Source organism: Blautia sp. HA8986 (assembly GCF_056504635.1).
The window spans coordinates 338,560-352,698 of the sequence record NZ_JBWLUQ010000003.1; the positions used below are offsets into that span (position 1 = coordinate 338,560).

The window sequence follows — 14,139 nt, forward strand, 5'->3', positions numbered from 1 at the left end:
GTTGAGAATGATATTAAAAACAGTAATGCTGGGTCAGACATATGAATTTAAAGATGTAAAAGAACTTCTTGCGAAAGCAAGCGAGAAAAAATCGGGTGATGAACTTGCCGGTGTATGTGCCGGAAGTACGTTGGAGCGAATTGCAGCAAAAGAAGTTCTTGGACAGTTGACAGTGGCAGATATCCGGAATCATCCTTCTGTCCCGTATGAAGAAGATGCAGTAACAAGGATCATCCAGGACGATATTGATGAGCAAGTATATGCGGAAATCAAGGGAAAAACCATCCAGGAAATGAGGGAGTGGATCTTAAGTGACAGCACAACAAGTGAAATGATCCTGCGGGCGTCCAGAGGAATGACAAGTGAAGTGATCGCCGGAATTTCCAAGATCATGGGAAATATGGATATGATCCTTGCAGGAAGCAAGCTTCATATCACAGCTACCTGCAACACAACCATTGGAGGTGAAAATGTTCTGGCAGCAAGACTTCAGCCAAACCACCCGGTAGATGATGCAGAGGGCGTTGCGGCAAGTACTCTGGAAGGTTTAAGCTACGGTTCCGGTGATGCAGTGATCGGTCTGAATCCGGCAATTGATACCGTGGACAGCACACTGGCCATCTGGAAAGTACTTGGAGATATACGTGATAAATATGAGATTCCGACTCAGACATGTGTTCTTTCCCATGTGACAACCCAGATGGAGGCATTACGATCCGGACAGGGAAGTGCAGATCTCTGTTTCCAGTCCATTGCAGGATCAGAAGCAGCATTGTCCGCATTTGGAGTGACGACTTTCATGCTGGAAGAAGCAGACGCACTTTTTAAAGACAGAGGCCATGCAAAAGGACCGAATGTAATGTATTTTGAGACAGGACAGGGTTCAGAGCTTTCCTCTTCCGCAGCTTTCGGAGCAGATCAGCAGACAATGGAATGCAGGTGCTACGGTCTGGCAAGACATTACCATCCATTTCTGATCAATACAGTAGTAGGTTTCATGGGACCGGAATACATCTATGACACCAAGCAGCTGACAAGGGCAGCATTGGAAGATGTGTTCTGCGGACATCTCCACGGGCTTCCCATGGGATGTGATGTCTGCTATACAAACCACATGCCAACAGACCAGAACGATTCGGAGACGATCCTTACGCTTCTTGGAACAGCAGGTGTCCATTATGTAATGGGACTTCCGCAGGCAGATGATATTATGCTGATGTATCAGTCTACCAGTTATCACGACGTGGCAAGTGTACGCCAGCTTCTGAAAAAACAGCCCATTCCGGAATTCAGGGAATGGTTGGAAAAAAGAGGATTCTGGGAAAACGGTCATCTGGGAAAAAATGCCGGAGACCCGTCCATGTTTTTTGATATGAGATAGAATAAACAGGAGGTGCAGGATATGAGCAGTGCAGCAGGATGTTTAAGAGATATTACAGCAACAGATATTATGGATTACATGCAGGTAGATCATCCCCATAATCTCAAGGAAATGTGGAAAATGAAACATGCCACTCCTGCAAGAATTGGAATCGGCCATTGCGGTCCAAGATATACAACAGAAGCACAGCTTCGTTTTCTGGCTTCTCATGCAGCTGCCAATGATGCAGTATTCAATGAAGTACCCGAGGAAGTTGTAAAAGAACTGGGAGTTTTTGAAGTACGTACAAAATGTTCTGACAAGCACGAGATGCTGCTGCGGCCTGACTGGGGAAGGATTTTTCTTCCGGATGCCCGGAAAAAGATCTCCGAAAACTGTGTACATAATCCAAAAGTCCAGATTTATTTTGGTGACGGACTCTGTTCACCATCTATCGCAGCCAATATCCCGGATCTTTTTCCTACCATAAAAATGGGTCTGGAAGACAGAGGTATCACAGTGGGAACACCATTTTTTGTACGGTACTGCAGAGTTAATACCGCAAGGACGATAGGGCCTCTTCTGGGAGCAGAAGTTACCTGTGTTTTAATTGGAGAACGGCCCGGACTTCTCACTTCAGAAAGCATGTCAGCTTACATTGCCTATCATGCAAGGCCGGATATGCTGGAATCGGAATACACAGTTGTTTCCAACATCAGCAGGCACGGAGTGCCGCCGGTAGAGGCGGCAGCACATATCGTTGATCTGATCACACAGATCCTTGAAAAAAAGAAAAGCGGCGTTGAATTTTCAAACGCAGAGTAACGGTTGCAAAGGAGCACGGAATGAAAAAAATCCGGGCTCCTTTTCTTCATATAAAAAGACTTTATTATTGAAGCACGAGGGAACAAAGGAGGAGCAACATTATGGAAAAAAACGAAACACAGTTAGTCCGGGCCCTGGGCCTGAAAGAATCTATCAGCATGACCATCGGAACGGTTGTCGGTGTAGGACTTTTTACATGCGGATCAGCTCAGATCGGACACGTAGGATCATGGATCATCGTGATCACATTTCTGGCACTTCTGATCTCAGTCTGGCCATGCCTGATTTACGGTGAGATGTCAGCTGCACTGCCTTGTGCAGGAGGAACTTACAACTATGCAAAACGTGGCCTGAACCGTGTATGGGCTAACCTTGCAGGTTGGCATTACATCATTTCCGTTGTTGGTATCGGAGCTGGTGAGACACTTGCATTTTCCAACTATTTCAAGATACTGTTCGGACAGTTTGGAATCAACCTGGAAGGCGTGGATTCTCGTATCATTGCCATTATCCTGGTACTGTTTTTTCTGGTACTGAACTTTAAGGGAATTGAGATGTCAGGCAAAGCTCAGACAGGATTTATCTTCTTTTTCTGGGGCTGTGCCATTGCATGGTTCCTGTACATGATTCCGAAGATCCATCTGGAATATTTCGGAGGCATTGCAATGGATTCCCTGCCGCCATTCAAAGAAATGATGTACATTTTCGGTCTTGTATGGTGGTGCTACACAGGTTTTGAAACCTGCGTATCCATGGGAGCCGAGACAAAATATCCGCAGTATACACTGCCGCGAGCATTAAAAATTTCCGTATTTCTTGTATTTGTGTGCAACGCACTGTTCCAGTGGTTTCTTGTAGGTCTTGTACCGCATAACTATTATCATCTGCTTGCAGTTGCTGATGCACCTTATGCAGAAGGCTTGAAAGCAGCCGGACTTGTCGGTTTTCCGATCATTCTTCTTTGCATCGGTATTGCATTTGGCGGCGACCTTTCCACCATTAACCCTGGAATTGCAGCACCGGCCAGATACATTTACACAATGGCTGAAGATAAATCATTGCCGTCATTCCTCTGCAAAGTACATCCAAAATACAAAACACCGTACATGGCAGTTCTTGTTGTAGGTATCATCAACATTATCCTGATTGCAACAGGATCCATCAACTATATTGCATCCGTATCACTGATCTCACTGGCGCTTTGCTACATCATCGGCTGTCTGGCTTATCTGGGACTTAAGAAACACTGCCCGGATATGAAACGTCCATATGTAGCTCCAGGCGGAAAATTTGGCTGTATTTTTACCATTGTGATCTACGCATTTATGCTGATCTTTGCAGACAAAGTAGCTCTTATCACATCAGGAGTCGTAACAGTCGCAGCAATCATTTACTGGGCGATCTTTACAAGAAAACATGAAAATAAGATACCAAGCATTGAAGAAGAAATCGGAACCATCGAAGAGCCATCACCAGAAGAAAAAGCCAAAATGGACAAAGAATATAATATCTGGAAAATTGCTACTGTAATTGCAACTGTTATAGCACTTGGAATCTATATAATACCGATCATTTTCTGATAAGGTTGGGAAATATTATCCTTTTCAGAAAGGGAAAACTATGTTACGCTGTATGTGAATCAGATAGAAAATAGCATCTGATTACATAACAAGATCAAAGGTGATGAAACCTGTGGGTACCGAGGATACAATCACCAAAGATCACACAGAGAAGCCGATCAACGGGCCCCTACTTCCGGAGAATATCTTACCGGATTTTACAGTAATGATCGGCTGATACCAGTCATAACGGTAGTCGTATATTTCGGAACGGACTCTTGGACAGCTCCAAGAAGTCTTCAGGAACAGGCTTTGCTTACCGCACAGTCAATGTTGGAAAATCCAAGATTTTCTACAGAAGATATTTCCAAGTTCTCGGGATTACCGATTGAGGAAGTATTGAAATTACAGAAAAAATAATTTAAAGGACACAAAAAGAATGCTGCCCCGTTATCAAGCAGATGACGGAGCCTGGGATGGATATACCAGACATAGTTATCATTACGATCCGGAAGGCCAGGCGAAGGGCTGGCATACGGGCGTTTATGGAACTTATGGTTATGGGATGGCTCATCAGATACAGAAGAAAGTAAACTTCCGCACAGGAAGCGGTAATTAAAAAAAAGCCAGGGGACAGTATTTTCAGGTACTGTACTCTGGCAGTTTTTATATGAAAGAACATAGTTACCGCATAAACATTCTAACCATTGTTTCATAGATCTTCCGATATTTCTGATACCGCATAGGCAGATCAATCCATGTTTTCTTATCTACAATACTCTTGTAATGGGAGAAAGTCCGGAAACCGTCGATTCCGTGGTAGGAACCCATGCCACTTTCTCCGAAGCCACCGAAGCCCATATTGCTGGTTGCGAGATGAATGAGAACATCATTGATGCAGCCGCCGCCGAAACCGCACCGGGAAGTTACTTCCCGGGCGTTTTTTTCGTCGCTGGTGAAGATGTAGAGAGCCAGGGGATGGGGCATGGAGTTGATCCTGGTGACAGCACTTCCTAGAGAGTCGTAGGTGAGGACAGGGAGTACCGGGCCGAAGATCTCCTGCTGCATGACCGGATCATCGAAGGTTACATTATCCAGGATCGTTGGTTCGATCTGGAGGGTTTTACGGTCGGAGCTGCCGCCGCACACTGTTTTGGACGGGTCAATGAGGCTGTTGATACGGTCGAAATGCTTTTCATTGATGATCTTTCCATAGTCCCGGTTTTTGAGCGGTTCTTTTCCATATTGACGAGTAATCTGTCTGCGGAGTTCTGCAACCAGGGCATCTTTGATCTCCGGATCACAGTAGATATAGTCCGGTGCTACGCAGGTCTGTCCGCAGTTCAGGAACTTGCCGAATACGATACGTTTTGCTGCAAGGCGGAGATTAGCGGTTTTATCCACGATGCAGGGGCTTTTTCCGCCGAGCTCCAGAGTAACTGGGGTAAGGTATTCAGAAGCCTTTCGCATAACATCTTTTCCTACAGCCTGGCTTCCTGTAAAGAAGATGTAATCAAAATGCAGGCTGAGAAGATGGGTGTTTTCCGCGCGTCCGCCTGTGACAGTAGCAACATATTTTTCATCAAAGCATTCGTGGATCAGAAGGCGGATCACTTCGCTTGTAGCCGGTGAGTAAGCACTTGGTTTCAGAATGGCAGTGTTTCCGGCTGCAATGGCATCGACCAGAGGCTCGATTGTGAGAAGGAACGGATAGTTCCATGGACTCATGATAAGGACCACGCCATATGGGGATGGTTTGCGGAAACTGCGGGAGTGGAACTGTGCCAGAGGAGTGGGAACGGTCTGTTCTTTTGCATAGGAGCGGATGTTTTTCAGCATATGTGTGATCTCAGAAAGCACGAGACCGGTTTCGCACATGTAGCTCTCGAAATTGCTTTTTCCAAGATCTTTTTTCAGAGCAGCGTGAATCTGATGCTCGTGTTTTCGGATGGAGGCACGAAGACGTTTCAGGGCGCTGATACGAAAATCAAGATTTAAAGTTGCGCCGGAGTAGAAGTACTGGCGTTGTTTATCTAAAAGCCGGGTGATCTGTTCTTTTTCCATGGATTGAAGCTCCTTTCTGAAAATGTTGTGTGAGTTGATACTCAGGAATTACTGACTGGCGGCATCAGGCGATAATATAATGTCTCAAGTTCACCGGCATCCATCAGCACAGGAACCGGGTACAGCGGATTGGCTTCTTTGTCTGCATAATGAGCAAGTTCCGGGATATCTGTTTCCTGGATCTCAGGGATGTGATCACCGATACCGAAGCGTTTTTTCATATCTTTTACAGCATCAATAAACATCTGTGCAGCAGTTTTATCATCCTCATGTTTGTCGCAGAGACCTGCAGTTACAGCCAGGTTGCGGAGCTTGTGAGTGATGGAATCTCCGTATGTTTCCAGCACCATAGGCAGGATCACTGCATTGGCAAGTCCGTGTGGAACATTATATTTTCCACCAAGGGAATGTGCAATTGCGTGGACATATCCAACGTAAGATTTGGTGAAGGCGCAGCCTGCGAAATAGGAAGCGCGGAGCATATTTCGTCTTGCTTCAATATTATTGCCATCTGTGTAGGCGGTATCCAGGTTTTCGAAGATCAGTCTGACAGCATCCAGGGCATTTTTTCTTGTGCCTGGCGTGGTGGAGTTGCCGATGTACGCTTCCACTGCATGGGTCAGGGCATCCATTCCGGTTGTAGCTGTGATAAACGGTGGAAGGCTTAAGGTAACCTTTGGATCAAGGACTGCGTAGCGTGGGATCAGCGGAAAATCGTTGATGGCATATTTGTGCCGGGTCTGTGCATCTGTGATCACGGCTGCAAGTGTTGTTTCACTTCCGGTTCCGGCAGTTGTAGGAATAGCGATGAGAAGAGGAAGCTTTTTGTGGATTTTCAGGATTCCCTTCATCTGAGCAAGAGACTGATGCGGTTTGGCAATGCGGGCTGCTGTGGCTTTGGCACAGTCCATACTGGAACCGCCGCCAAAACCAATGATCGCCTGGCAGTCATTATCCAGATACATGTGAAGAGCGTCGTCTACATTGACGGTTGTTGGATTGGCAACGGTTTTGTCGTAGATATGATAAGAGATGCAACTTCGCTTCAGCGTCTGTTCCAGACGCTCCGTAAGGCCAAGGCTTCGGATCCCTGCATCTGTGATGATAAGTACATTATTATAATCTCTTTTTTCCAGAACTTCCGGGATTCCTTTGACACTTCCGATGATCTTCGGATTGCGGTAAGGAAGCAGTGGAAGGGCGAATTTAAAGATGTTCTGAAAAATCCGGCAGTAAGCTTTTTTCAATGGATTCATAGCAGTTTTCATTCCTTTTAAAGTCAAATTATTTTATACTAAATATTATATATAGCAGTTGGAAGGGGAAAAGTCAAGATTGCTGTTTGTGGAAGTGCATTGCGAGGCGTGTTGCTGAGAACGGAGTAACAGTAACGTCATAAAAAAGAAAACGGAAAAATATAATATTGTCATGGCTGCAAATATCCTTTACACTAAGAGAAATAAACGGATTATTATGCCAGTACAGTGGAATGAGAATATCCGCTGGACAGATATTGATCACGGAGGAAATCATGCCAGAAACAGACACATCCGAAAAAAATCCTCTTCACGTATCTGAAGTGGATGATAACCTAAAAGAATTAAGTCCTCACGGTTCCTTTGAACTGCCGGTGGAAACCTATACGGGAAACTGCGAGATCTTTCATGCACTGTATGACCACTGGCACAGTGAGATGGAGATCATGTATATTGAAAAAGGCAGCGGTTTTGCCAGACTGAACAGGGAAAGTATCCGTCTGAAAAAAGGGGACATCCTGATCGTGAACTGTGGAGTTCTCCACAGTATGCGAACTGATCTTAAGAAGCCTCTTTATTATAAGAGTGTGGTTTTCAGCCTGGGCTTCCTTGCAGGTCAGCCGGGAGATATCTGCCAGGAATGTGTGGTATCACCATTAATAGAAAACAAGGCGGAATTCTGCCATCATATAGAAGAAGGAGATTCCGGATATGAGAAGCTTCGGGAAATTTTTCTGGAGATCCATGACTGTCATACGGAGAAAGAGCCATATTTTTATGTGAAGCTGAAAATGCTGTTCTTTGATTTCTTTTATGAGATGCTGACAAAGCATTATATTATCCCGGTAAGTACAGAGCAGAATAAAAGTCTTGCAGCAGTAAAGGAAGTTCTGGATCATATCAGCCTTCACTATCAGGAGAATCTTACCGTTTCAGAGCTTTCCGGACTTTCCAATTACAGTGAGTATTATTTTATGAAGCTTTTCCGCCAGTATACGGGAAAAACTCTGGTGGAATACATCAATGACTTCCGTATGGAGAAGGCGAAGTACCTTCTGACACATTCCGATGCACCTGTGACGGAGATAGCCATGCAGGTGGGATTTAATAGTACAAGCTATTTTATCAAGAAATTTCAGCAGTCCAATAAAGTTTCGCCGCATAAGTACAGGAAGAGTATGAGACAGATATGAGAAAGCTCACGCAGCAGTCGCACATGTCCCGGTTACATTTCTATGCAGAGCTGCAGTAAAAAGGGAAAAACAGTCTGACAAATATCTTGCATATCATGACAGGATTGTTATATTTTTGAAAGGAAATGCGTGATATCCTAATATCATCAAAAACAAAGCAAACAACCTTGTAAAAACATATTTCATCCCATCAAGATCCATGAAAGGAGATCAAAAAATGGAAACATTAAGCAAAGTATTTGAAGACAAATATAACAAAAATGTAAAAGATTGTACAAACGAGGAAATCTATCACGGACTTCTCTCCTGGACAAAAGAGCAGCTGAAGGGTCGCGGTTATCAGGACGGAAAAAAGAAAATTTATTATATTTCCGCAGAGTTTCTCATCGGTAAACTGCTCTCCAACAACCTGATCAATCTGGGTGTTTATGATGAAGTTGCAAAATATCTTAAAGAGAACGGTAAAGAGCTTTCCATGATCGAGGAGATCGAGCCGGAGCCATCTCTTGGAAACGGTGGACTTGGCCGACTGGCAGCCTGCTTCCTGGATTCCATCGCAACCTTAGGTCTTCCGGGTGAAGGAATCGGCCTTAATTATCACCTTGGACTTTTTAAACAGGAGTTTAAAGATCATCTTCAGTTTGAGACACCGAACCCGTGGATCGAGCCGGAGAGCTGGCTTACAGATGCAGGAATTTCCTACTATGTACCGTTTAAGGGATTTATGCTGAAATCCACACTGTATGATATTGATGTAGCAGGATATGAGAACAAAGCGATCAAGCTTCGTCTTTTTGATATTGATATTGCAGATGAGAGCATTGTAGGCGAGGGAATCTCCTTTGATAAGAAGGATCTGCTCCACAACCTGACACTGTTCCTGTATCCGGATGACAGTGATGACGCAGGAAGAAAGCTTCGTATTTATCAGCAGTATTTCATGGTAAGCAATGCAGCACAGCTGATCCTGGATGAGGCAACAGCAAAAGGCTGCAATCTTCATGACCTTGCTGATTACGCAGTGATTCAGATCAATGATACACATCCGAGTATGGTAATTCCGGAGCTGATCCGTCTTCTTACAGAGCGCGGAATCGAATTTGAGGAGGCTTGTGAGATTGTATCTCATGTGTGCGCTTATACCAACCATACCATCCTTGCAGAGGCACTTGAGAAATGGCCGATCTCCTATCTTGAGGAGGTTGTTCCGCATCTGATGCCGATCATCCGCAAACTGGACGAGCGTATCAAAGCAAAATATCCGCAGGAGAATCTTGCAATCATTGATAAGAACGACCTGGTTCACATGGCACATATGGACATTCATTACGGATTTTCCATCAACGGTGTTGCATCCCTTCATACAGATATACTGAAGGAAACAGAGCTTCATCAGTTCTATGAGATCTATCCGGATAAATTTAATAATAAGACAAATGGAATCACCTTCCGCAGATGGCTTCTTCACTGCAACCATCCGCTGACAGAGTACATCACATCCATGCTCGGTGACGGCTTCCGCAAAGATTCTTTTGAGCTTGACAAGATGCTTGACTTCAAAGGAAACCAGGATGTTCTTGCAAATATCCTGAAGATCAAACAGGATGCAAAGAAGAGATGTGCAGAGTTTATCAAAGCCAACACAGGAGAGGAAATCAATACTCACAGTGTTTATGATATCCAGATCAAACGTCTTCATGAGTACAAACGTCAGCAGCTGAATGCCCTGTATATCATTGATCGTTACCTGAAGATCAAAGCAGGTGAGAAACCGGAGCGTCCGGTAACCTTTATCTTTGGTGCAAAAGCAGCTCCTGCATACGTTATCGCAAAGGACATTATCCACCTGATCCTCTGCTTACAGGAACTTATCAACAATGATCCGGAAGTTTCTCCATATATGAAGGTTGTTATGGTGGAAAACTACAATGTAAGTGCAGCAGAGAAGCTGATTCCGGCCTGCGATATCTCCGAGCAGATTTCTCTTGCATCAAAAGAAGCCAGCGGAACCGGAAACATGAAATTTATGCTTAACGGTGCTGTGACACTTGGTACTATGGATGGTGCAAATGTGGAGATCAGCCAGCTGGTAGGTAAGGATAATATCTATATCTTCGGTGAGTCCAGTGAGCAGGTTATCAATCACTATGAGAAAGCAGATTACTGTGCAAAAGATTTCTACGACAAAGACGAGCGTATCCGCCACGCAGTAGATTTCATCATTGGAAATGAACTTCTTGCTATCGGAAGTGAGGAGCATTTAAGAAGACTGCATCACGAGATCGTAAGCAAAGACTGGTTCATGACTCTTCTTGACTTCGAGGATTATGCAAAGGTGAAAGATCAGGCACTGTGCGATTATGAGGACAGAACCGCATGGGCAGAGAAGATGCTTGTAAACATCGCAAAAGCAGGATACTTTTCTTCAGACAGAACTATCGAGGAGTACAACAGAGATATCTGGCATCTGACAGCGGAGAAATAATATCACAGCAGTCAGAATAAAAGAAACACCGACGTTCAGTTGAATTTACAGCAGAACGTCGGTGCTTTTTTGTGTCCGGAAATAGGAAATATTTCAATGGAAAAGTTTTTATGAAGTCATTTCAGGCCCTCCCATGCTTAAATGCCATCATCATTTCCTTGGTAAGGCTGATATTATCGCCCTCATCCGGGATGTCTTCCCGATTGAACCAGGAGGCCATGGAGAGTTCATTGTGGTCTACAGTGAGGGTGTCATCGCCGTCTAGGTCACAGTAGAAGCCGAACAGGAGAGTGCCGGAGAAGGACCATGGCTGGCTCTTGTAGTAGCGGAGATTTTTGACCTTTATGCCGATCTCTTCCATAACTTCACGGTGAACGGTCTCTTCGATGGTCTCGCCAATCTCGGCAAAACCTGCGATCATGGCGTAGCGGGTGTGATTTCGGCCCTCATATTTGGAGAGGATCAGCTTGTCGCCGTTGGTAACGCCTACGATCACAGCAGGGGAAAGTACCGGATATTCTCCGTTTCCGCAGGAAGGACAGATCATTTTGCGCTCTGTCTTATCGTGTACCATTGGCTGGCCGCAGCAGCCGCAGAAACGACGCTTGCTGTACCACTGAAAGAGCTGATATCCGGTGATTCCTGCGAAAGCCAGATACTGTGGCTCTGCTGTGCGGAGAACTCTTGTGATTTCAAACTGATAACCAGGAAGGAGACTGGTGTCAAGATCCGGGATCAGATAAAAATGCTCTTCGTCAACGGAGAAGAGATAGATATAATTCTCATATAGGTTTTCAACTTTTCCTTCCAGCTCTCCAAAGCTTGGAAGAGTCATAGTCTCGCCATCTTTTTTCATAAGGATCTTTCCTTCTTCATAGGCGAGGATGTGGCTTCCTTTATCCGGGGCCACAGGCTTGTATTCGTTGTGATAGGTATGTGGTGTGATATCCTGGATCATGATCGATAATTCCTTTCCGAATTTATTGTTTTACAACGTTTGCTGAGAAGTTTTGCCATATAAAATACAGCACGCTTTCTACAGTATAAGCTTACCTTAAGAAAAAGGCAACTGTCCTTTTGGTGACCAGTAATAACAAAAAAGTTGTATGAGTCAGAAAATCAGTGTAAGATAAATGTATTATATTGTGCAGAAGATGTTAAAGGTCTGAGAAGTTTTCTGTACAGAAGGAGAAGATCATGACAACAACAGAAAAGCCGGGACTGACCCGGGATGCCATTAAATATCTGGCAATTTTTACTATGCTTTTGAACCATATCGCCAATGTATTGTTACCGGAAAACACGATACTCTGGGAAGTACTGGTTGATATCGGCTACTTCACAGCCATTACCATGTGCTATTTCCTTGTGGAAGGTTTTTACTATACACATTCCCGGAGAAAATATGGCGAGAGACTTCTGATCTTTGCAGGAATCTCCCAGGTTCCCTATATGATGGCATTTGATTTTTCGCAGCTGAATATGATATTTACACTGTTTATCTGCTTCATGATCCTGGTGATCCAGGATAAGATGATGGTAAGTAAGTGGAGGATTCCGCTTACACTCATTCTGCTGGTCCTGTCCGTTTATTCGGACTGGGCGATTCTGGCACCTGTTTTTACAATCTGGTTCCATGCAGCATGGGGAAACAGAAAGAAAATGGTTCAGGCTTATGGAATCGGAGCAGTGCTTTTTGCTGCGTTTAATTACGCGTCTTATGCCGAAACTTTGCCGGCTGCACAGGCATTGCTTCATGCATTGCTTTCAGCAATTGGAATCATAGTATCAGGAATTATCATTATCTGCTTCTATAATGGAAAAAAATCTGAAAAAGCACCGAAGTTTTCCAAGTGGTTTTTCTATATTTTCTATCCGGCACATCTGCTGATCTTAAGTTTGATCAAAATGTGGATCTTGTAAAAGATGCTGAAAAAATGTATCAGACAGATTGCTGAAAATAAAAAAGTATATCAGTAAAACATAGTAAGTCTGTAAGAAAATAAGAAAATTAAAGAAAAACTCTTGAAATCAAAAAAATTATCTGCTATGATAACTCCCATGACAAAGGCGTCTGGAAATTAAGTTTCCAGGCGCTTTTTGCGTTGCAGAAATAAATGAGGGAATCGAGGAGGAATGATTATGAATGCAGGAGATACTGGTTTTATGCTGATCTGTACGGCCTTTGTGTTCTTTATGACACCGGGGCTGGCATTTTTCTATGGAGGACTTGTCCGGAGAAAAAATGTTGTTAATACTATGATGGCCTGTGCTGCGATCATGGGTCTGTCTGTTGTGATGTGGACATTGTTTGGTTATTCACTTGCCTTTGGTGGAAACCACGGTGGGATTATCGGTGACTTCCGGTGGTTTGCCATGAACGGTGTCGGCTGGGAGCCGGGACCTTATGCAGATACCATTCCGCATCTGGTATTTGCAGCGTTCCAGATGATGTTTGCCATGATCACACCGGCACTGATCACAGGCGCTGTTGTTGGAAGAATGCGTTTTAAAGCACTGTTTCTTTTTGTTGCAATCTGGTCTGTGATCGTGTATTATCCTATGGCACATATGGTCTGGGGAGACGGCGGATTTCTGGCAGCTATCGGTTCAGTGGATTTTGCAGGAGGAAATGTAGTACATATCAGCTCCGGCGTCAGTGCACTTGTACTGGCCATTTATCTTAAACAGAGACGTGGCTACGCAAAAGCAACCTACCGCACCCATAATATTCCATTTGTTTTCCTGGGTGCAGCCATGCTGTGGTTTGGCTGGTTCGGATTTAACGCAGGAAGTGCACTGAAGGCAGACGGACTTGCAGCACATGCCTTTATGACCAGTAGCATTTCTTCTGCCTGCGCATTGCTGACCTGGATGCTGATTGAGGTGATCCGTGAGGGAAAACCGACACTGGTTGGTGCATCCACAGGTCTTGTTATCGGACTGGTAGCCATTACACCGGGAGCTGGATTCGTGCCGGTATGGGCATCCTTTATCATTGGAATTCTGGTAAGCCCGATCTGTTATTTTACAGTGATCCTTCTGAAACAGAAGCTGAAGATCGACGATGCGCTGGATGCTTTTGGCTGTCATGGTATAGGTGGTATCTGGGGTGGAATCGCAACCGGACTTTTCGGAAAATCTTCGATCAATTCCGCTGCAAAATGGGACGGCCTTGTATTTGGAGATTACCGTCTGTTTCTGGCACAGGTTTTAAGTATTGTGATCACCATTGCTGTTGCCATTGTGGGAACACTGATCTGTATTGGAATCGTGCGTATTTTTACACCGCTTCGTGTAGATCCGAAGGAAGAACTGGTTGGTCTGGACGCATCCCAGCATGGAGAGAATGCATATCCGTCATTCAATGGATTTGACTGATAAGAGTCCATTTCCT

Annotated in this window: 11 protein-coding genes; 8 read left to right on the plus strand and 3 right to left on the minus strand. The window is 44.5% G+C overall.

What is annotated here, in order from left to right:
• The first annotated feature begins 7 nt into the window (after positions 1–7).
• From AC04Q4_RS16300 to AC04Q4_RS16315, 4 genes are all read left to right on the plus strand, one after another.
• A complete protein-coding gene (locus AC04Q4_RS16300) occupies positions 8–1,381 on the plus strand; it encodes an ethanolamine ammonia-lyase subunit EutB (RefSeq protein ID WP_173738263.1) in 1,374 nt (457 codons plus the stop codon).
• Positions 1,382–1,402: 21 nt separating this feature from the next.
• Positions 1,403–2,185, plus strand: a complete 783-nt coding sequence (eutC, locus tag AC04Q4_RS16305; RefSeq protein WP_173738262.1) for an ethanolamine ammonia-lyase subunit EutC — start codon at positions 1,403–1,405, stop codon at positions 2,183–2,185.
• A 101-nt stretch (positions 2,186–2,286) separates the two neighbouring features.
• The gene (locus tag AC04Q4_RS16310) at positions 2,287–3,765 is read left to right on the plus strand and encodes an APC family permease (RefSeq protein WP_173738261.1); all 1,479 of its coding nucleotides are present in this window, start codon (positions 2,287–2,289) and stop codon (positions 3,763–3,765) included.
• Between the two features lie 418 nt (positions 3,766–4,183).
• Entirely contained in the window at positions 4,184–4,363 is a 180-nt protein-coding gene (locus AC04Q4_RS16315; protein WP_173738260.1) for a hypothetical protein, read from the plus strand.
• Positions 4,364–4,428: 65 nt separating this feature from the next.
• Here the strand turns inward: AC04Q4_RS16315 and AC04Q4_RS16320 are convergent, their stop codons facing one another.
• Both AC04Q4_RS16320 and AC04Q4_RS16325 read right to left on the minus strand, forming a co-directional pair.
• Entirely contained in the window at positions 4,429–5,808 is a 1,380-nt protein-coding gene (locus AC04Q4_RS16320) for an aldehyde dehydrogenase (RefSeq protein ID WP_173738259.1), read from the minus strand.
• A gap of 41 nt (positions 5,809–5,849) precedes the next feature.
• Positions 5,850–7,064 (minus strand): iron-containing alcohol dehydrogenase, encoded by a 1,215-nt coding sequence (locus tag AC04Q4_RS16325; protein ID WP_173738258.1) that lies wholly within the window; start codon positions 7,062–7,064, stop codon positions 5,850–5,852.
• 275 nt (positions 7,065–7,339) lie between these two features.
• Between AC04Q4_RS16325 and AC04Q4_RS16330 the strand changes: the two genes are divergently transcribed.
• Both AC04Q4_RS16330 and glgP read left to right on the plus strand, forming a co-directional pair.
• Positions 7,340–8,257 carry a helix-turn-helix domain-containing protein gene (locus AC04Q4_RS16330; protein ID WP_178773262.1) on the plus strand — a complete coding sequence of 306 codons (918 nt, stop codon included), beginning with the start codon at positions 7,340–7,342 and terminating at the stop codon, positions 8,255–8,257.
• A gap of 217 nt (positions 8,258–8,474) precedes the next feature.
• On the plus strand, positions 8,475–10,742 hold the full coding sequence (glgP, locus tag AC04Q4_RS16335; protein WP_476389300.1) for a glycogen/starch/alpha-glucan family phosphorylase: 2,268 nt from the start codon (positions 8,475–8,477) through the stop codon (positions 10,740–10,742).
• Between the two features lie 121 nt (positions 10,743–10,863).
• Here glgP and nudC read toward each other — a convergent pair whose 3' ends face one another.
• Positions 10,864–11,700 carry an NAD(+) diphosphatase gene (nudC, locus tag AC04Q4_RS16340; RefSeq protein WP_476389301.1) on the minus strand — a complete coding sequence of 279 codons (837 nt, stop codon included), beginning with the start codon at positions 11,698–11,700 and terminating at the stop codon, positions 10,864–10,866.
• A gap of 239 nt (positions 11,701–11,939) precedes the next feature.
• Between nudC and AC04Q4_RS16345 the strand changes: the two genes are divergently transcribed.
• Positions 11,940–12,665: a TraX family protein gene (locus AC04Q4_RS16345; protein ID WP_476389302.1), complete on the plus strand. Its 726-nt coding sequence runs from the start codon at positions 11,940–11,942 to the stop codon at positions 12,663–12,665.
• A gap of 219 nt (positions 12,666–12,884) precedes the next feature.
• A complete protein-coding gene (locus AC04Q4_RS16350) occupies positions 12,885–14,123 on the plus strand; it encodes an ammonium transporter (protein WP_173738255.1) in 1,239 nt (412 codons plus the stop codon).
• Positions 14,124–14,139 lie beyond the last annotated feature (16 nt).

Coding starts and splice junctions, on each gene's coding strand:
- AC04Q4_RS16300 (WP_173738263.1), top strand. CDS start 8: ATGATATTAAAAACAGTAATGCTGGGTCAGACATATGAATTTAAAGAT.
- eutC (WP_173738262.1), top strand. CDS start 1,403: ATGAGCAGTGCAGCAGGATGTTTAAGAGATATTACAGCAACAGATATT.
- AC04Q4_RS16310 (WP_173738261.1), top strand. CDS start 2,287: ATGGAAAAAAACGAAACACAGTTAGTCCGGGCCCTGGGCCTGAAAGAA.
- AC04Q4_RS16315 (WP_173738260.1), top strand. CDS start 4,184: ATGCTGCCCCGTTATCAAGCAGATGACGGAGCCTGGGATGGATATACC.
- AC04Q4_RS16320 (WP_173738259.1), bottom strand. CDS start 5,808: ATGGAAAAAGAACAGATCACCCGGCTTTTAGATAAACAACGCCAGTAC.
- AC04Q4_RS16325 (WP_173738258.1), bottom strand. CDS start 7,064: ATGAATCCATTGAAAAAAGCTTACTGCCGGATTTTTCAGAACATCTTT.
- AC04Q4_RS16330 (WP_178773262.1), top strand. CDS start 7,340: ATGCCAGAAACAGACACATCCGAAAAAAATCCTCTTCACGTATCTGAA.
- glgP (WP_476389300.1), top strand. CDS start 8,475: ATGGAAACATTAAGCAAAGTATTTGAAGACAAATATAACAAAAATGTA.
- nudC (WP_476389301.1), bottom strand. CDS start 11,700: ATGATCCAGGATATCACACCACATACCTATCACAACGAATACAAGCCT.
- AC04Q4_RS16345 (WP_476389302.1), top strand. CDS start 11,940: ATGACAACAACAGAAAAGCCGGGACTGACCCGGGATGCCATTAAATAT.
- AC04Q4_RS16350 (WP_173738255.1), top strand. CDS start 12,885: ATGAATGCAGGAGATACTGGTTTTATGCTGATCTGTACGGCCTTTGTG.